The following is a 19,566-nucleotide window of genomic DNA, read 5'->3' as shown; positions in this document are numbered from 1 at the left end:
CTGCTTAATTGATAATGACAGCATAGTTTATAAGGTTTTTTATCCTTCCCTTGAATCGATGTGGTGTGTTTGCTGCGACAGTGCAGGATGCCATCGCCACTTTTGATGAGTAAGCAAAGAGTATGTCGACAACCACTGAAGTGATTGCCCATCACTGGGCCTTTATTGTATTTATCGTTATCGCGTTCGGCCTCTGCGTCTTTATGTTGACCGGTGGCTGGTTGTTAGGTGGACGTGCACGCGCACGCTACAAAAACACCCCGTTCGAATCGGGCATCGATTCGGTCGGTGATACCCATATTCGCCTCTCTGCAAAATTCTATCTGGTTGCGATGTTCTTCGTAATTTTCGACGTCGAAGCCCTCTTTTTATACGCATGGTCGACTTCTATCCGCGAAAGCGGCTGGGTTGGCTTTGTCGAAGCCGCAATTTTCATTTTGGTGCTCCTGGCAGGCCTGGTTTATCTGGTTCGCATCGGTGCGCTGGATTGGGCACCTGCGCGTCGTCGCGTGGTGGTCAAATCAAGCCCGGTCAGCCACAGTCACACCAACCCTCAAAAGCAGTAAAAGCGAGGCAATAAGATGGACTACACGCTGACACGCGTAGACCCGAACGGGGGCGATAACGATCGTTATCCGCTGCAAAAACAGGAGATTGTCGCCGATCCTCTGGAGCAGCACGTTCACCGTAGCGTCTACATGGGCAAACTCGAACATGCCCTGCACGACATGGTGAACTGGGGTCGTAAAAACTCTCTCTGGCCGTATAACTTCGGTCTTTCCTGTTGCTACGTGGAGATGACCACGTCATTCACTGCGGTGCATGACGTGGCGCGTTTTGGTGCGGAAGTTATGCGTGCCTCTCCGCGTCAGGCTGACTTCATGGTGATCGCCGGTACGCCGTTTACCAAAATGGCCCCGGTTATTCAGCGTTTATATGACCAGATGCTGGAACCGAAATGGGTGATCTCAATGGGTGCCTGCGCCAACTCTGGCGGCATGTACGACATCTACTCCGTGGTACAGGGCGTGGATAAATTCCTGCCGGTTGATGTGTACATCCCAGGCTGCCCGCCGCGTCCGGAAGCCTACATGCAGGCACTGCTGCTGTTACGCGAATCCATCGGCAAGGAGCGTCGCCCGCTTTCGTGGGTCGTCGGCGATCAGGGCGTTTACCGCGCCAATATGCAGTCAGAACGCGAAAGAAAACGCGGTGACCGTATTGCCGTTACCAACCTGAGAACGCCAGACGAAGTTTAAGCTACCCGTACACGGATGGAGCCACGGCAGCAGCAGAACACCACAATTTAATGTGTGCCGCCATCCTGACGCCTTCTTTTGAGTGCCTGATAACAGGCCGGAATGGTGAGTAACGTATGACAGATTTAACCACGCAAGATCTCGCTCAGCCTGCATGGCAAACCCGCGACCACCTGGACGACCCGGTGATCGGCGAGCTGCGTAACCGTTTTGGGCCAGACGCCTTTACCGTTCAGGCTACCCGCACCGGCATTCCGGTGGTATGGGTGAAGCGTGAACAACTGCTGGAAATTATTGAGTTCCTGCGCAAGCTGCCGAAGCCGTACGTCATGCTGTATGATTTGCATGGCATGGATGAGCGCTTACGCACCAACCGCGCGGGATTACCTGCCGCGGATTTCTCCGTTTTCTATCATCTGCTATCAATTGAACGCAATCGCGACATCATGCTCAAGGTCGCTTTGTCTGAAAACGATATGCATGTGCCAACCATCACCAAAATCTTCGCCAACGCCAACTGGTATGAGCGCGAAACCTGGGAAATGTTTGGCATGACCTTTGATGGTCACCCGCATCTGACGCGCATTATGATGCCGCAGACGTGGGAAGGGCATCCGCTGCGCAAGGATTATCCGGCGCGTGCGACCGAGTTTGATCCCTTCACGCTGACCAAACAAAAAGAAGACCTCGAAATGGAGTCGCTGACCTTCAAGCCGGAAGACTGGGGCATGAAGCGCAGCACCACCAACGAGGACTTTATGTTCCTCAACCTCGGCCCAAACCACCCGTCAGCGCACGGTGCATTCCGCATCATTTTGCAGCTGGATGGTGAAGAGATCGTCGATTGCGTACCGGATGTGGGTTATCACCATCGCGGTGCCGAGAAGATGGGCGAACGTCAGTCCTGGCACAGCTACATTCCGTACACCGACCGTATCGAGTACCTCGGTGGCTGCGTCAATGAGATGCCGTACGTGCTGGCGGTGGAAAAACTGGCGGGTATCACCGTGCCGGATCGCGTCAATGTGATTCGCGTGATGCTGTCGGAACTGTTCCGCATCAACAGCCATCTGCTGTACATCTCCACCTTTATTCAGGACGTCGGCGCGATGACGCCGGTGTTCTTTGCCTTTACCGACCGTCAGAAAATCTACGACGTGGTGGAAGCCATCACCGGTTTCCGTATGCACCCGGCGTGGTTCCGCATTGGCGGTGTGGCGCACGACCTGCCGAAAGGCTGGGAACGTCTGCTGCGCGAATTCCTCGACTGGATGCCAAAACGCCTGAAAGAGTACGACAAAGCGGCACTGCGCAACACCGTGCTGATGGGCCGTTCGCAGGGCGTTGCCGCATACAACATGGACGAAGCGCTGGCGTGGGGCACCACCGGTGCGGGTCTGCGTGCCACCGGTCTGGATTTTGACGTGCGTAAATGGCGCCCGTATTCAGGTTACGAGCATTTCGATTTTGAAGTGCCGGTCGGCGCGGGCATCAGCGATGCTTACACCCGCGTGCAGCTGAAAATGGAAGAGATGTGGCAGTCGCTGCGCATTCTGGAGCAGTGCCTGAAGAACATGCCGGAAGGGCCGTTCAAAGCGGATCATCCGCTGACCACGCCACCACCAAAAGAGCGCACGCTGCAACACATCGAAACCCTGATCACCCACTTCCTACAGGTTTCCTGGGGTCCGGTGATGCCCGCTAACGAATCTTTCCAGATGATCGAGGCGACCAAAGGGATCAACAGTTACTACCTGACCAGCGATGGCAGCACCATGAGCTACCGCACCCGCGTGCGCACGCCGAGCTTCCCGCATCTGCAACAGATCCCCTCGGTGATCCGTGGCAGTCTGGTATCCGACCTGATCGTATACCTCGGTAGTATCGATTTTGTTATGTCAGACGTGGACCGCTAATTATGCACGATCAAAAAATTGCCATCCAAACGATCGACCCGAATGAGGTCTTTGTGCTGAGCGAGGCCGAGCACCACGCAATCGAGCACGAAAAACACCATTACGAAGATGCGCGTGCGGCTTCTATTGAAGCGCTGAAGATCGTGCAGAAGCAGCGTGGCTGGGTGCCTGATGGCGCCATCAACGCCATTGCTGACGTACTCGGTATTCCGGCCAGCGACGTTGAAGGCGTTGCGACCTTCTACAGCCAGATCTATCGCCAGCCGGTAGGGCGTCATGTGATTCGCTATTGCGACAGCGTGGTGTGCCATATCACCGGTTATCAGGGGATTCAGGCCGCGCTGGAGCAAAATCTGCATATCAAACCGGGCCAGACCACGCCGGATGGCCGCTTTACGCTGCTGCCGACCTGCTGCCTGGGTAACTGCGATAAAGGCCCGACCATGATGGTGGATGAAGACACGCACGTTCATCTGACGCCGGAAGGTATCGCCACTTTACTGGAGCAGTATCAATGACCATCAAACAGATCATTCGTACTGCCGAAACCCATCCACTGACCTGGCGTCTGCGTGACGACAAGCAGCCGGTATGGATCGATGAGTATCGCAGTAAAAACGGTTACGTCGGTGCTGAGAAAGCGCTGAAAGGCATGAGCCAGGACGAAATCGTTGCGGCCGTGAAAGACTCCGGTCTGAAAGGGCGTGGCGGTGCAGGCTTTAACACCGGCCTGAAGTGGAGCCTGATGCCGAAAGACGAATCCATGAACATCCGTTACCTGCTGTGTAACGCGGATGAAATGGAGCCGGGCACCTATAAAGACCGTCTGCTGATGGAGCAACTGCCGCATCAGCTGGTGGAAGGTATGCTGATCAGCGCCTTTGCGCTGAAAGCCTACCGTGGCTATATCTTCCTGCGTGGCGAGTACATCGAAGCCGCAGTGCATCTGCGCCGCGCGATTGCCGAAGCAACGGAAGCCGGTTTCCTCGGTAAAAACATTCTCGGCACCGGGTTTGATTTCGAACTGATCGTGCATACCGGAGCCGGGCGCTATATCTGTGGTGAAGAGACCGCGCTGATCAACTCACTGGAAGGACGCCGCGCTAACCCGCGCTCCAAGCCTCCGTTCCCGGCCAGTGCCGGTGTATGGGGCAAACCGACCTGTGTGAACAACGTGGAAACCCTGTCGAACGTTCCGGCCATCTTCCTGAACGGCGTGGACTGGTACAAGAACATCTCTAAAAGTGACGATACCGGCACCAAGATGATGGGCTTCTCCGGCCGCGTGAAAAATCCAGGCGTCTGGGAGCTGCCGTTTGGCATCACCGCGCGTGAAATTCTGGAAGATTACGCTGGTGGTATGCGCGATGGCCTGAAATTCAAAGCCTGGCAGCCTGGCGGCGCAGGTACTGACTTCCTGACCGATCAACACCTCGACCTGCCGATGGAGTTTGCCAGCATTGGTAAAGCCGGCAGTCGTCTGGGTACGGCGCTGGCGATGGCGGTTGACCATGAGATCAACATGGTGTCGCTGGTGCGCAATCTGGAAGAGTTCTTCGCCCGCGAATCCTGCGGCTGGTGTACGCCGTGCCGCGATGGTCTGCCGTGGAGCGTGAAGATCCTGCGCGCGCTGGAGCAAAAGCAAGGTCAGCCGGGTGATATCGAAACCCTGCAACAGCTTTGCCGCCAGCTTGGCCCAGGTAAAACCTTCTGTGCGCATGCGCCAGGTGCGGTCGAGCCACTGCAAAGCGCCATTAAATATTTCCGTGAAGAGTTTGAAGCTGGCATTGCGCCGCAGGTGTTTGGCAATACCCGTGCCATCGGCGGTATCCAGCCGAACCTGCTGAAAGCGCGCTGGTAATCAACCGCCGTAACACGGATTACCTCAGGGGCGAGAGTATCGCGCCGGGGAAGAAAGAGATGTTTAACGCTCGTCCCAGGACGGGCCTTACGGAAGCATATTCACTATGGCTACAATCCATGTAGACGGTAAAGAGTATGAAGTGAATGGGTCGGACAACCTGCTACAGGCTTGTCTCTCCCTGGGGCTTGATATTCCTTATTTTTGCTGGCATCCGGCGCTGGGAAGCGTGGGTGCCTGCCGCCAGTGTGCGGTGAAGCAATTCCAGAATGCCGAAGATACCCGCGGTCGCCTTGTTATGTCCTGCATGACACCGGCCTCTGACGGCACCTTTATCTCCATCGACGATGGCGAAGCGAAAGAGTTTCGCGAAAGCGTGGTGGAATGGCTGATGACCAACCACCCGCACGACTGTCCGGTGTGTGAAGAGGGCGGTAACTGTCACCTTCAGGATATGACGGTAATGACGGGCCACAGCTTCCGTCGCTATCGCTTCACCAAACGTACTCACCAGAACCAGGATCTCGGTCCGTTCATTTCTCATGAGATGAACCGTTGCATCGCCTGTTACCGTTGCGTGCGTTACTACAAAGATTACGCAGACGGTAAAGACCTCGGTGTTTACGGCGCGCATGACAACGTCTATTTCGGTCGCCCGGAAGATGGCACGCTGGAAAGCGAATTCTCCGGTAACCTGGTCGAAATCTGTCCGACCGGCGTATTTACCGATAAAACGCACTCCGAGCGTTACAACCGTAAATGGGACATGCAGTTTGCTCCGAGCATCTGCCAGCAATGCAGCGTCGGCTGTAACACCAGCCCCGGCGAGCGTTATGGCGAACTGCGTCGTATCGAAAACCGTTACAACGGCACGGTGAACCACTATTTCCTGTGTGACCGTGGCCGCTTTGGCTACGGCTACGTCAACCGCAAAGATCGTCCGCACCATCCGGTGCAACTGCGCGGTAATGACTGGGTCACGCTGAATGCCGAGCAGGCGGTAAACGCCGCCGCCGACGTGTTACGTCAGGCGAAAAAAGTGATCGGTATCGGCTCGCCGCGCGCCAGCATTGAAAGCAACTTTGCGCTGCGCGAACTGGTTGGCGCAGAAAACTTCTCCACCGGTATGCCCGCAGGTGAGCAGGCGCGTCTTGAGCTGATGTTGCAGGTGCTGCGCGAAGGCGGCATCTACACTCCGTCACTGCGTGAAATCGAAAGCTACGATGCGGTGCTGGTACTGGGTGAAGATCTGACCCAGGTCGGCGCCCGTGTGGCACTCTCGGTGCGTCAGGCCGTGAAAGGCAAAGCGCGTGAAATGGCGGCGGCGCAGAAAGTGGCCGACTGGCAGATTGCGGCGATCCTCAATATCGGTCAGCACGCCAAACATCCGCTGTTCGTGACGAACGTTGATGAAACCCGTCTGGATGATATCGCCGCATGGAGCTACCGCGCGCCGGTGGAAGACCAGGCGCGTCTCGGTTTTGCCATCGCCAATGCGCTGGACGAAACCGCACCCGCCGTCAGCAACTTTGACAGCAGCCTGAATGGCAAACTGGACGTGGTTGTCCAGGCGCTGGCAGGGGCGAAGAAACCGCTGATTATCTCCGGTACCCACTCAGGTAGCACGGAGATGATTGCAGCGGCCGCCAACGTTGCCAAAGCGCTGAAAGCGCGCGGTGCCGATGTCGGCATCACGCTGCTGGCTTCCGCCGCCAACAGCATCGGCCTTGGCCTGATGGGCGGCGCATCGCTGGATAGCGCGCTGGAGCAGCTGAGCAACGGCGACGCCGATACGCTGGTGGTAATGGAAAACGACCTCTACCGTCATGCGCCGAAAGCGACCGTAGATGCTGCGCTGGCCAAAGCCGCTAACGTGATCGTCGTTGACCATCAACGCACGGCCACGCTGGAAAAAGCCAATCTGGTGTTCTCCACCGCCAGCTTTGCCGAAAGCGACGGCACCTCGATCAACCACGAAGGCCGCGCACAGCGTTTCTTCCAGGTGTTCGATCCGGCTTACTACGACAACAGCATTGTGATGCTGGAGAGCTGGCGCTGGCTGCATTCGCTGCACAGCACCGTCGAAAGCCGTCACATCGACTGGACCCAACTGGACCATGTGATCGATGCCGTGGTTGCGGCACTCCCGCAGCTGAAAGGGATCAAAGACGCGGCGCCAGACGCCAGCTTCCGTATCCGTGGACAGAAACTGGCGCGTTCTCCGCATCGTGCCAGCGGCCGTACCGCTGCGCGCGCCAATATCAGCGTGCACGAACCGCGTCAGCCGCAGGATCAGGACACCATGTTCGCCTTCTCGATGGAAGGTAACAACCAGCCGGGCGCAGCGCGTTCGCAGATTCCGTTTGCCTGGGCGCCAGGCTGGAACTCCCCGCAGGCATGGAACAAGTTCCAGGCCGAAGTGGGCGGCAAGCTGCGCAATGGCGATCCGGGCGTGCGTCTGTTTGAAGCCGTTGACGGTTCGCTGCCGTGGTTTAGCACCATCCCTGACAGCTTCGTCGGCGGCAGCCAGTGGCGCGTCGCCCCTTACTATCAGCTGTTCGGTAGTGAGGAGATGACCCAGCGCTCGCCGGTGTTCCAGAAGCGTATGGCGCCAGCGACGCTGGTGATTAACCCCGCCGATGCCGAGAAACTGGGCGTGAATAACGGTGCTGCCGTTGAGCTGGTGTGTGCCGGTGAAACCCTGCATCTGCCGGTGCGCTTCTCTGCCTCGTTGCAGGCCGGTCAGATCGGTCTGCCGCTCGGTATGCCGGGTGTGCCGCCGTTCCTCTCAGGTGCGCAAATTGACAAACTGCAGGAGGCGGCGCAATGAGCTGGCTGACACCGGACGTTATTGAGATCCTGATTAGCATCGTCAAAGCCATCGTCATCCTGCTGGTGGTGGTGGCCTGCGGTGCCTTTATGAGTTTTGCCGAGCGCCGTCTGCTCGGCCTCTGGCAGAACCGTTACGGACCAAACCGCGTGGGTTGGGGCGGTTCGCTGCAATTAGCAGCGGACATGATCAAAATGTTCTTTAAAGAGGACTGGGTTCCGCCCTTTACCGACCGCTTCATCTTTACCCTGGCACCGGTGATTGCATTTGTTTCACTGCTGCTGGCCTTCGCTATCGTGCCGGTTTCTCCGACCTGGATGGTGACAGACCTGAATATCGGTCTGCTGTTCTTCCTGATGATGGCCGGTCTGGCGGTGTATGCGGTGCTGTTCGCGGGCTGGTCGAGTAACAACAAATACTCGCTGCTCGGTGCGATGCGTGCTTCGGCACAGACCCTGAGCTACGAAGTGTTCCTCGGCCTGTCGCTGATGGGCGTGGTGGCGCAGGCGGGTTCATTCAACCTGAATGCCATCGTCGAAAGTCAGGCGCACCTGTGGAACATCATTCCGCAGTTCTTCGGCTTCATCACTTTCTGTATCGCGGGCGTCGCGGTGTGTCACCGTCACCCGTTTGACCAGCCGGAAGCGGAGCAGGAGCTGGCCGATGGTTACCACATCGAATATGCCGGTATGAAATTCGGTCTGTTCTTCGTGGGTGAATACGTGGCGATCACCACCGTATCAGCGCTGATTGTCACGCTGTTCTTCGGTGGCTGGCAGGGTCCATTCCTGCCGCCGTTTATCTGGTTCGCCATTAAAACCGCGTTTTTCATGACGATGTTTATTCTGATTCGTGCTGCGCTTCCGCGTCCACGCTATGACCAGGTGCTGTCGTTCGGCTGGAAAGTGTGTCTGCCGTTGACGCTGTTGAACCTGCTGGCGACTGCGGCAGTGATTCTGTACACCGCGCAGTAAGGGGTTTTGAGATGACTTTAAAAGATATTGTCGTTGGCTTCGGCACGACAGTGCGCAGTATCTGGATGATAGGCATGCATGCCTTCGCCAAACGCGAAACCCAGATGTACCCGGAAGAACCGGTGTATCTGCCGCCGCGCTACCGTGGCCGCATCGTGCTGACGCGCGATCCGGACGGCGAGGAGCGCTGCGTTGCCTGTAACCTGTGTGCGGTAGCCTGTCCTGTCGGCTGTATTTCGCTGCAAAAAGCCGAGACGAAGGATGGTCGCTGGTATCCGGAATTCTTCCGCATCAACTTTTCACGCTGCATTTTCTGTGGCCTGTGCGAAGAAGCCTGTCCGACTACCGCTATCCAGCTGACCCCGGATTTCGAACTGGGTGAGTTTAAGCGTCAGGATCTGGTGTACGAAAAACAGGATCTGTTGATCTCCGGTCCGGGTAAATATCCGGAGTACAACTTCTACCGCATGGCGGGTATGGCAATTGACGGCAAGGGTAAAGGCGACGCGGAAAACGAAGCCAAACCTATCGACGTCAAAGGCCTGTTACCTTAAGGAGCCAGGTATGGAATTTGCGTTTTATCTTTGCGGACTGGTGGCGGTGCTGACGACGCTACGCGTTATCACTCACACCAATCCGGTACATGCGCTGCTGTACCTGATTGTTTCGCTGCTGTCGATTGCTGGCGTGTTCTTCTCGATGGGCGCCTACTTTGCCGGTGCGCTGGAAATCATCGTCTACGCTGGCGCCATTATGGTGCTGTTCGTGTTCGTGGTGATGATGCTGAACCTGGGTAAATCTCAGCAGGATCAGGAACGCGAGTGGCTGAAGCCGTCGCTGTGGATTGGTCCTGGCATCGTTTCCCTGCTGCTGCTGGTGGTGATGATTTATGCCATCAGCACCGCGCACGATCAGGGTATCGATGGCACGGTTATCGACGCTAAAGCGGTGGGTATCAGCCTGTTTGGTCCCTATGTTCTGGCGGTGGAGCTGGCGTCAATGCTGCTGCTGGCTGGCCTGGTGGTGGCCTTCCATATCGGACGTGAGGAGCGTCAGGGCGAGGTGTTAAGCAATCGCCCGGCTGAGACGCAAGCGAATAAGGAGGAGCACGCATGATCCCGTTACAACACGGCCTGATTCTGGCTGCTGTGCTGTTTGTTCTTGGCCTGACCTCACTGGTACTGCGCCGTAACCTGCTGTTTATGCTGATTGGTCTGGAGATCATGATCAACGCCGCAGCGCTGGCGCTGGTGGTGGCAGGCAGCTACTGGGGACAAGCGGACGGCCAGGTGATGTATATCCTGGCGATCAGCCTCGCGGCGGCGGAAGCGAGTATCGGTCTGGCGCTGCTGCTCCAGCTCTATCGTCGTCGTCAGACGCTGAACATTGACACTGTGAGCGAGATGCGCGGATGAATCTTCTCTACTTAACCGTTTTATTTCCGCTGATTGGCTTTGTGCTGTTGGCATTTTCCCGTGGTCGCTGGTCGGAGAACCTGTCAGCCGCAGTGGGCATGGGTTCAGTCGGTCTGGCGGCCCTGACCACTATCTATGTTGGCGTTGACTTCTTCAGCCAGGGACAGCAGCCGTTTACCCAGGCGTTATGGACCTGGATGCACGTCGGCAACTTCGACATCAAGGTCAACCTGGTGCTGGATGGCCTGTCGCTGACCATGCTTTCGGTAGTCACGGGCGTGGGTTTCTTCATCCACATGTTCGCCTCCTGGTACATGCGCGGTGAAGAGGGCTACTCACGCTTCTTCGCTTACACCAACCTGTTTATCGCCAGCATGGTGGTTCTGGTGCTGGCCGATAACCTGATGCTGATGTATCTCGGCTGGGAAGGGGTGGGGCTGTGTTCATACCTGCTGATCGGTTTCTACTTCAGCAACCCGGAGAACGGCAAAGCGGCGATGAAAGCGTTTATCATTACCCGTGTGGGTGATGTGTTCCTCGCTTTCGCGCTGTTCATTCTCTACAACGAACTCGGCACGCTGAACTTCCGCGAGCTGGTGGAACTGGCGCCGGCGCACTTCACCGCCGACAACCATATGCTGCAATGGGCAACCCTGATGCTGCTGGGTGGCGCGGTTGGTAAATCGGCTCAGCTGCCGTTGCAGACGTGGCTGGCGGATGCGATGGCCGGTCCGACGCCGGTTTCAGCGCTGATCCACGCCGCCACCATGGTGACCGCGGGTGTCTATCTGATCGCCCGTACCCACGGCCTGTTCCTGCTGACGCCGGAAGTGCTGCATCTGGTAGGCATCGTTGGTGCCATTACCCTGGTGCTGGCGGGCTTCGCCGCGCTGGTGCAGACCGACATCAAACGTGTGCTGGCTTACTCCACCATGAGTCAGATCGGCTACATGTTCCTGGCGCTCGGTGTTCAGGCGTGGGATGCGGCGATTTTCCACCTGATGACCCATGCGTTCTTCAAAGCGCTGCTGTTCCTCTCATCCGGTTCGGTGATTCTGGCCTGCCACCACGAGCAAAACATCTTCAAAATGGGTGGTCTGCGTAAGAGCATCCCGCTGGTGTATGTCTGCTTCCTGGTCGGTGGCGCCGCGCTGGCTGCGCTGCCGCTGATTACCGCAGGCTTCTACAGTAAAGATGCCATCCTGTTCGGCGCGCTGGCGAATGGACACATCAATCTGATGGTCGCCGGTCTGGTAGGGGCGTTCCTGACCTCTATCTATACCTTCCGCATGATTTTCATCGTGTTCCACGGTGAAGAGAAAATTCATGCACATGCCGGTAAAGGCATTACTCATCATCTGCCGCTGATTGTGCTGCTGGTGCTGTCGACCTTCGTCGGTGCGCTGATTACGCCACCGCTGGCGGGCGTACTGCCGCAGAACGAGTTTGGCGAAGGCGGCAAAACGGCGCTTGAAATCACCTCTGGCGTGGTTGCCATCGTCGGCATCCTGATCGCCGCCGCGCTGTGGCTGGGCAAACGTCAGCTGGTGACCAGCGTTGCTAACAGCGCACCGGGTCGTTTCTTCGGTACCTGGTGGTTCGCGGCCTGGGGCTTCGACTGGCTGTACGACAAAGTGTTCGTTAAGCCGTACCTCGGTATCGCCTGGCTGCTGCATCGTGATCCGCTGAATTCGCTGATGAACCTGCCAGCCCTGATTTCGCGCATTGGCAACAAAGGCCTGGTGGTCAGCGAAAACGGTTATCTGCGCTGGTACGTGGCGTCCATGAGTGTCGGTGCCGTGGTGGTGCTGGCGCTGATGCTGGTGGTCTAAAGAGTGATGAGCGGGGTGAGCGTGGCTCACTCCAATAAAGAATGTCTAAAAATTGCCTGAAGTCAGGCAGCAAAAAGGGAAGTACGCCGTGTTATTACCTTGGCTAATTATAATCCCCTTCGTCGGTGGCTTGTTGTGCTGGCTGGCTGAGCGCCTTGGCGCGAAAGTGCCGCGCTGGATAGCCCTGATCACCATGGGGCTGACGCTGGCGCTTTCGCTGCAGCTGTGGTTGCAGGGAGGCTATTCATTAACGCAGGCAGCGGGAATGCCGCAGTGGCAATCGAGCTTCTCGTTAGCCTGGATACCGCGCTTCGGCATCAATTTCCATCTGGCGATTGACGGTCTGTCACTGCTGATGGTGGTGCTGACCGGTCTGCTCGGTCTGATGGCGGTGCTCTGCTCCTGGAATGAAATCGAGAAGTATCAGGGCTTTTTCCACCTCAACCTGATGTGGATCCTCGGTGGCGTGATTGGCGTGTTCCTCTCCATCGATATGTTCCTGTTCTTCTTCTTCTGGGAACTGATGCTGGTGCCGATGTACTTCCTCATCGCGCTCTGGGGTCACAAAGCGTCGGACGGTAAAACCCGTATTACCGCGGCGACCAAGTTCTTTATTTATACCCAGGCTTCAGGTCTGGTGATGCTGATTGCCATCCTGGCGCTGGTGTTCGTGCACTACAACGCCACCGGGGTCTGGACATTCAGCTATGAAGAACTGCTGAAAACGCCGATGTCCCATACCGTGGAATATCTGCTGATGCTGGGCTTCTTCATCGCCTTCGCGGTGAAAATGCCGGTAGTGCCGTTGCATGGCTGGTTGCCGGACGCGCACAGTCAGGCACCGACCGCAGGTTCCGTTGACCTCGCCGGGATCCTGCTGAAAACCGCGGCCTATGGTCTGCTGCGCTTCAGCCTGCCGCTGTTCCCCCATGCTTCGGCTGAGTTCGCGCCAATCGCCATGTGGCTGGGCATTATCGGTATCTTCTACGGTGCCTGGATGGCGTTCGCCCAAACCGATATCAAACGCCTGATTGCCTACACCTCCATTTCACATATGGGCTTCGTGCTGATTGCTATCTACACCGGCAGCCAGCTGGCGTTCCAGGGCGCGGTCATTCAGATGATTGCCCACGGCCTGTCCGCCGCGGCACTCTTCATCCTGTGCGGCCAGCTGTATGAACGTCTGCATACCCGTGACATGCGTCAGATGGGGGGTTTGTGGTCACGTATCAAATGGATTCCGGGTCTGTCGCTGTTCTTTGCGGTGGCGAATCTGGGGATGCCGGGCACCGGTAACTTTGCCGGAGAATTTATGATTCTCACCGGCAGCTTCCAGGTGGTGCCGGTCATCATTGTGATTGCGACTTTTGGTCTGGTGTTCGCGTCGGTGTACTCACTCATCATGATGCAACGGGCTTACTACGGTGAAGCGAAATCGCAGGCACCGTTGCCAGGGATGTCACCGCGTGAGTTCATTATGATCATGGTTTTGGTGGTGCTGCTGGTGCTGCTGGGTGTTTATCCTCAGCCGATCCTCGACACCTCCCATGCTGCAATGAGCAATATTCAGCAGTGGTTTACCGCTTCAATTTCAACTACAAGGCCGTAATTCGCCATGACAATAACTCCTCAACAATTGATCGCGTTACTGCCACTGTTGATCGTCGGATTGACGGTGGTGGTTGTGATGCTGTCCATTGCCTGGCGACGCAACCACTTTGTTAATGCCACGCTGACGGTCATTGGACTTAACCTGGCGCTGCTTTCCCTGTGGTTTGTCGGCCACCTGGGGGCGATGGATGTCACGCCGCTGCTGCGCTCTGATGGTTACTCAACCTTTTATACCGGGCTGGTGATGCTGGCGAGTCTGGCGACCTGCACCTTTGCTTATCCGTGGCTGGCCGGTTTTCCGGACAACAAAGATGAGTTCTATCTGCTGGTGCTGATTGCTGCATTGGGTGGGATCGTGCTGGCCAGCGCTAACCATCTGGCATCGCTGTTTATCGGTATTGAACTGCTGTCCCTGCCGCTGTTTGGTCTGATTGGTTACGCCTTCCGCCAGAAACGTTCGCTGGAAGCGGCACTGAAATACACCATCCTGTCGGCGGCGGCGTCATCGTTCCTGCTGTTTGGTATCGCGCTGATTTATGCTGACTCCGGCAGCCTGAGCTTTATCCAGCTGGGCAAAAGCCTGAATGACAGCATGATTCAGCAGCCACTGCTGTTGGTGGGCCTTGGCATGATGATTATCGGCCTCGGCTTCAAACTGTCGCTGGTGCCGTTCCATCTGTGGACGCCGGATGTTTACCAGGGCGCGCCTGCGCCGGTATCGACCTTCCTCGCTACCGCCAGCAAAATCGCCATCTTCGCGGTCATCATGCGTCTGTTTATGTACGCGCCGGTGACCGATAGCGAAGCGGTACGTACCGTGCTGGGCGTGATTGCCTTCGTCTCCATCCTGTTCGGTAACCTGATGGCGATTTCGCAGAGCAACATCAAACGTCTGCTGGGTTACTCCTCCATCGCGCACCTTGGTTATCTGCTGGTGGCGTTGATTACGGTGAAAACCCATCAGCTGTCGCTGGAAACCACCGGGGTCTACCTGGCGGGTTACCTGTTCAGCAGCCTGGGCGCGTTCGGCGTGGTCAGCCTGATGTCCAGCCCGTACCGGGGTCCTGATGCCGATACCCTGTACTCCTATCGTGGTCTGTTCTGGCACCGTCCGATTCTGTCGGCGGTAATGACCATCATGATGTTGTCACTGGCGGGTATCCCGATGACGCTGGGCTTTATTGGTAAGTTCTACGTGATCGCGTCCGGTGTGCACGCCCACCTGTGGTGGCTGACGGGCGCAGTGGTGGCGGGTAGCGCCATCGGTCTGTACTACTATCTGCGCGTCACCGTCAGTCTGTACCTCAGCCCGCCTGAGCTGCACACCCGCGATACCCCAGCCAACTGGGCGTTTACCGCAGGCGGTGTGGTAGTGCTGATTTCCGCCATTCTGGTGCTGCTGCTCGGTGTCTATCCGCAGCCGCTCATCACCCTGGTGCAAATGGCCCAGCCGCTGATGTAAGCAGCATGGATACAGATAAATCAGGCCTTCGGGCCTGATTTTTTTTGCCCGTAATCTGACAATCCTGCCGCCGGTTGCTAATTTTTAAGCAGTGTTTGGAGCAAAGCGCAGAGGTCCTGTGATCAAGTTGATCTTCCTGCTTACCGGCGCTCAGGTGCTGCGCAGGCGCTGGTATTGGCTGGCTTGCGGAGGCGCGGCTCTGCTGCTGCTCTCCGCCCTGATCCTCTATGACATCGGCAGCGATGGTTTGCTTTCTGTGCCGCTGGATATGCTCGCCATCCTGTTCATTATCGAAGGGGTGGTGCAGCTGGCGCTGGCGCTGCTCAGGGAGATGCGCATCGCCGGGCTGACTGTGCTGAAAGCGCTGGGATTTTTCTTCGTCGGCTTTCTGATCCTCAATATTCCGCAAGATAACAACGATGTCTCCGCCGTGCTGTTTGGCATCGCTTTTCTGATCGATGGCCTGTTCCGCTTTGTCGCAGCCATCGTGCTGCGCGGGGTGCGCTGGCGTAAGCAGTGCCTCACCGGGGTGATGGAGTGGTTTATCAGCATTCTGATCCTCAGTGACTGGCCGTTTCACCACCATATCGCCGTGCCATTATGCTTCGCCTTGCTGCTGCTCAGCATTGGCACCACCCTGTTGCAGATGGCGCGACAGGCGCATTTGCTCACCGACAACAGCACCGTGACCACACTGCCGCTGTTCCGGGCGGGAGGATTGCGGCAATGGCACAGCAGCCGCTACGCGCATCCGCCGTTTCCCGCCCATGCGCCGTCGCTGCCGTTGACGGTCTATATCTGGACGCCACTGGGTTCCGGCGGGCTGCGCGAGCGTTACCGGCTGGTGGGTCGCTATATTGCCGCGGTGGATCACAATGGCGTGGTCTCAACCGGCCATGCGGCGATAGAGGCGGGTGACGATCTGTATATCAGCCATTATCCACGCGACGAAATTGACCGCGACAGCAGCAACTTCCGCGCCGTGCTGCGCGCGGGCGAGCACAATGATGTGGCGGGGCGTTTTCTGCCTTCGCTGGCGACTGAAATTGCCGACTGGTGCGCGCCGGATCAGCAGATCCGCTTCCCGCATTACAACCAGCAAGCGCTGCAAAATTACTGGCGCAGCTACAGCGCCGACAGCACCTACAATCTGACGGCGCGCAACTGTTCATCGGCGGTGATTCAGGCCTTAGATGTGGCACTTGAGGGCATCCTGGCGCAGCAACCCTACGCCGGGCTGAAATTATTCAGCGATCCCAATTTCTGGTTATTAGGGGTGGTGCGCGGCCGGGCGGAAGAGATGACCTGGACGCCCGGACTGGTACTGGATTATGTCCGCCTGCTGAAACGCGTGATTGAGCCGCAACCCAGCACCTTTTGGCTGGCACGCTTGTGGCAGGGCGTGCGGCTGCGTTATGCCCTGTGGCAGCAGAAACGCGCCCCTTCGCGCAGCATCATCAAATGACACGCAACCGCGCAGTGGTGCTGCTGGCCGTTTCCATTTTTGGCCTGACCTACGGTTTAAGCGCGCCGCTGATTGCGCTGCGCCTGGCGGCCGCTGGTTACAGCGAGGCGCAGATCGGCATCAATGCGGCGATGCACGCGGTTGGCGTGTTACTTATCGCGCCGTGGCTGCCTGCGCTGTGCCGCCGCTTTTCAGCGAAAATCCTGCTTATCGGCGCGCTGATAATGGCGGCGCTGTTGCTTGCCGCGTTTCCGCTGCTGCCGCTGTGGAGCAGCTTTATCCTGCGCCTGCTGCTGGGAATGGCGACTGAAGTGATTCTGGTGGTCACCGAAACCTGGCTCAACCAGCAAAGTGAAGATCGTAATCGGGCAAAGATGCTGGCGACTTACACCGCGATGCTGTCGCTGGGATTTGCGCTGGGGCCGTTTATTCTGACGTTACAGGGCAGCGGGGGCGGGGCGTTTATCACCGGCGCGCTGTTCGCGCTGCTGGCAGCGATCACCCTGTGCGGCTCGGGTGCGCTGCGTCTCAGCGCCGACGCCAGCGAGCCGCGCAGGCTGTCACGCTGGCTGCGGTTATTGCCGCTGGCGCTGGCGGCGACCCTCCTCAATGCGGCGCTGGAAGCCGCCGGGATGAATCTGCTGGCGATTTACGCCATCAATCTTGGCTGGTCAGAAGCGCAGGCCACCTCGCTGATTACCCTTCTGATGGTGGGCGCGATTGTCTGGCAGCTGCCGATCGGCTGGCTGGCCGATCGCGTTGATCGCCATCATCTGGTGGTGGTGCTGGCGGCGTTATCGACCCTCGGCGCGCTGGTATGGCCGCTGGCGCTGCAATCGCTGTGGCTGGCGCGGGTGCTGTTGTTCTGCTGGGGTGGGGTGTTTGTCGGCATCTACACGGTGATCATCACCCTGATTGGGCAGCGTTTTCAGGGGACGGAATTAGCGGGCGCCTATGCCGCATTGTCGGTGGCGTGGGGGCTGGGGGCGGTGGCTGGACCGGCATTGGGCGGGGCGGCGATGTCGCTGACCTTACACGGATTACCCTGGCTGGCGGCGCTGCTGTGCGCGTTCTTTACCGGTTTTGCGTTGCTGCAACGACCCGGTCAGGGCAAAAAAAAACGGCGAGAATCGTCTCGCCGTGATTAATTAACCCGGCGTCATCTGCCGATCGTCAACGTATTTACGCTGGTCCGGCGGCGGCGGGAAGTACTGATACAGCCAGGTTTCGCTCAGGGTTTCGTCTTTGGTACGCAGGAACAGACGCATATCCACCGGTTTGGTGGAGTCGCTGTTGGGGTACCAGTCAAACAGAATGCGGTAGCCATTCAGCGGCTCGACAAACAGAATCTCGACCTGTTTGATGGTACCGGCTGATACGGTGATCACCGGCTCGATACCCTTCGGCGCAGCGGCCTTCAGATCGCCACCCACGAAATCAATCGCAAAGCGACGGCTCCATTGTTCCGGGAAGTGTTCGCCTGGCGCCCAGCCTTCCGGGAAGCCGCCAATGCCGGTGCGGGTGGCATCAACACGCGCCAGACCGCTACGTACCGGCGGCAGGCTGCTCCAGTAAAGTTTGTACTGGAAGCTGAACTCGCTACCGGCTTTTACCGGCGTGGCGGGCTGCCAGAAGCAGACCACGTTATCCAGCGTTTCGCCGGTGGTCGGGATCTCCATCAGGTTGATGGCCCCTTTACCCCATTTGCCAATTGGCTCCACCCACAGGCTCGGGCGTTTGTCATACCAGCCAATCACATCCTGATAATCTTTAAAGTCATGATTCAGCTGCAACAGGCCGAAACCGCGCGGGTTTTCATCCTGATAGGCATTAAATTGCAGACGCTGCGGGTTGTTCAGCGGGCGGGCAATCCATTCACCGTTACCGGTCCACATCGCCAGACGATCGGAGTCGTGGATCTGCGGATGATAGGTATTGCACATCCGGCGCTCGTTGGTGCCGCAGCTGAACATACTGGTCATCGGGGCGATACCCAACTGACGGATCTCGTTACGGGCGAACAGGTGGTTTTCCACCTCCATCACCACGCGTTCCGCTTCACAGTGGATGGTGAATTTGTACGCGCCGGTGACGCTGGCGCCATCCAGCAGGGCGTAGACCACAAAAGTGGTGTCTTCGGCTTTCGGGGTTTCAAACCAGAAGGCGGTGAAGTCCGGAAACTCTTCATGGCCGTTGCTGAAGGTATTAACCGCCACGCCGCGCGCCGAAAGGCCATACTGGTAGGTATCATCTACCGCGCGGAAGTAGCTCGCGCCAAGGAAAGAAACGATATCGCGGCGCGCCAGTTCCGGTTTTTTAAACGCGCGGAAACCGGCAAAACCGAGATCGGTTTTGCCGACCAGCTGTTTGGTATCAACGTTGGCGTTATTGTAGTTGAACAATTCGGGGCGGAAGTGAATTTCACGCGCTTCACGGCTGTCGGCATCCACGGAGAACATACGGATACGGCGTTTGAAGCCCATACCGACGTGGAAAAATTGCACGTCCAGTTCGCGATTCGGGATGTTGTTCCACAGCGAGTGATTGGCGTCGTACTGAATTTCGTTATAGGCCTGCGGGGTCAGATTGGCCAGGGTGTCAGGCAGCGGACCTGGTGCGCCGCCCCAGGGCTGTTTTGCCAGTGCGGCGGCTTTCTTTTTCAATGCATCGAAATCGAAGCGAACCGCGGTACCGTCTGCGATGCCATCCTCTGCCCAGGCGGACTGTGCAAACAGCGTGGACAAGCCCGTCACACCGCTCAGGGCGGAGAGGGCCATTGACGCTTTCATAAACTTTCTACGATTCATGCCAGAAATCTAATCCTTAGCTGCTCGGGTTTAATGTGACTGTCGTGCATGATGCACGCCTTTCAGACCTGATAGCGTCAGGCTACAGGGGGTTACGACAGCCTTGGAGTTGAAAAATTCAGTCCGAAGAAAAT

General features: G+C 57.5%; 16 protein-coding genes. 15 read left to right on the top strand and 1 reads right to left on the bottom strand.

Going from position 1 to position 19,566, the window contains the following annotated elements; genetic code table 11:
- The first annotated feature begins 122 nt into the window (after positions 1–122).
- From AC6I8V_RS13940 to AC6I8V_RS13870, 15 genes are all read left to right on the top strand, one after another.
- Positions 123–566: an NADH-quinone oxidoreductase subunit A gene (locus AC6I8V_RS13940; RefSeq protein ID WP_497842853.1), complete on the top strand. Its 444-nt coding sequence runs from the start codon at positions 123–125 to the stop codon at positions 564–566.
- Positions 567–581: 15 nt separating this feature from the next.
- Entirely contained in the window at positions 582–1,259 is a 678-nt protein-coding gene (locus AC6I8V_RS13935; RefSeq protein ID WP_497842852.1) for a NuoB/complex I 20 kDa subunit family protein, read from the top strand.
- 116 nt (positions 1,260–1,375) lie between these two features.
- Entirely contained in the window at positions 1,376–3,175 is a 1,800-nt protein-coding gene (gene nuoC, locus AC6I8V_RS13930) for an NADH-quinone oxidoreductase subunit C/D (RefSeq protein ID WP_497842850.1), read from the top strand.
- 2 nt (positions 3,176–3,177) lie between these two features.
- Complete coding sequence (nuoE, locus tag AC6I8V_RS13925; RefSeq protein WP_497842849.1) at positions 3,178–3,693, top strand: NADH-quinone oxidoreductase subunit NuoE; 516 nt, start codon at positions 3,178–3,180, stop codon at positions 3,691–3,693.
- A 2-nt stretch (positions 3,694–3,695) separates the two neighbouring features.
- Complete coding sequence (gene nuoF / locus AC6I8V_RS13920; RefSeq protein WP_497845844.1) at positions 3,696–5,036, top strand: NADH-quinone oxidoreductase subunit NuoF; 1,341 nt, start codon at positions 3,696–3,698, stop codon at positions 5,034–5,036.
- 106 nt (positions 5,037–5,142) lie between these two features.
- A complete protein-coding gene (nuoG, locus tag AC6I8V_RS13915; RefSeq protein ID WP_497842848.1) occupies positions 5,143–7,866 on the top strand; it encodes an NADH-quinone oxidoreductase subunit NuoG in 2,724 nt (907 codons plus the stop codon).
- Entirely contained in the window at positions 7,863–8,840 is a 978-nt protein-coding gene (nuoH, locus tag AC6I8V_RS13910) for an NADH-quinone oxidoreductase subunit NuoH (RefSeq protein ID WP_497842847.1), read from the top strand. Before nuoG ends, nuoH begins: the two co-directional genes overlap by 4 nt.
- A gap of 11 nt (positions 8,841–8,851) precedes the next feature.
- Complete coding sequence (nuoI, locus tag AC6I8V_RS13905; RefSeq protein WP_497842846.1) at positions 8,852–9,394, top strand: NADH-quinone oxidoreductase subunit NuoI; 543 nt, start codon at positions 8,852–8,854, stop codon at positions 9,392–9,394.
- A gap of 10 nt (positions 9,395–9,404) precedes the next feature.
- Positions 9,405–9,956 (top strand): NADH-quinone oxidoreductase subunit J, encoded by a 552-nt coding sequence (nuoJ, locus tag AC6I8V_RS13900; protein WP_497842845.1) that lies wholly within the window; start codon positions 9,405–9,407, stop codon positions 9,954–9,956.
- Positions 9,953–10,255, top strand: a complete 303-nt coding sequence (gene nuoK, locus AC6I8V_RS13895) for an NADH-quinone oxidoreductase subunit NuoK (RefSeq protein WP_013509877.1) — start codon at positions 9,953–9,955, stop codon at positions 10,253–10,255. Before nuoJ ends, nuoK begins: the two co-directional genes overlap by 4 nt.
- Positions 10,252–12,087 (top strand): NADH-quinone oxidoreductase subunit L, encoded by a 1,836-nt coding sequence (nuoL, locus tag AC6I8V_RS13890; RefSeq protein WP_497842844.1) that lies wholly within the window; start codon positions 10,252–10,254, stop codon positions 12,085–12,087. The genes nuoK and nuoL overlap by 4 nt, the downstream gene beginning before the upstream one ends.
- 88 nt (positions 12,088–12,175) lie before the next feature.
- Positions 12,176–13,696 carry an NADH-quinone oxidoreductase subunit M gene (nuoM, locus tag AC6I8V_RS13885; protein WP_497842843.1) on the top strand — a complete coding sequence of 507 codons (1,521 nt, stop codon included), beginning with the start codon at positions 12,176–12,178 and terminating at the stop codon, positions 13,694–13,696.
- A gap of 6 nt (positions 13,697–13,702) precedes the next feature.
- Positions 13,703–15,160 carry an NADH-quinone oxidoreductase subunit NuoN gene (gene nuoN / locus AC6I8V_RS13880; protein ID WP_497842842.1) on the top strand — a complete coding sequence of 486 codons (1,458 nt, stop codon included), beginning with the start codon at positions 13,703–13,705 and terminating at the stop codon, positions 15,158–15,160.
- 118 nt (positions 15,161–15,278) lie between these two features.
- Positions 15,279–16,625 carry an HdeD family acid-resistance protein gene (locus tag AC6I8V_RS13875; protein WP_497842841.1) on the top strand — a complete coding sequence of 449 codons (1,347 nt, stop codon included), beginning with the start codon at positions 15,279–15,281 and terminating at the stop codon, positions 16,623–16,625.
- Positions 16,622–17,773, top strand: a complete 1,152-nt coding sequence (locus AC6I8V_RS13870; protein ID WP_497842840.1) for an MFS transporter — start codon at positions 16,622–16,624, stop codon at positions 17,771–17,773. The genes AC6I8V_RS13875 and AC6I8V_RS13870 overlap by 4 nt, the downstream gene beginning before the upstream one ends.
- Here the strand turns inward: AC6I8V_RS13870 and AC6I8V_RS13865 are convergent, their stop codons facing one another.
- The gene (locus AC6I8V_RS13865; protein WP_497842839.1) at positions 17,774–19,432 is read right to left on the bottom strand and encodes a glucan biosynthesis protein D; all 1,659 of its coding nucleotides are present in this window, start codon (positions 19,430–19,432) and stop codon (positions 17,774–17,776) included.
- Between the last annotated feature and the right edge of the window lie 134 nt (positions 19,433–19,566).

This window comes from Pantoea sp. X-Soil-TKNS-1207 (assembly GCF_059730485.1).
Note: the sequence above shows the minus strand (reverse complement) of the source record. Positions and strands in the feature narration are given on the sequence as shown.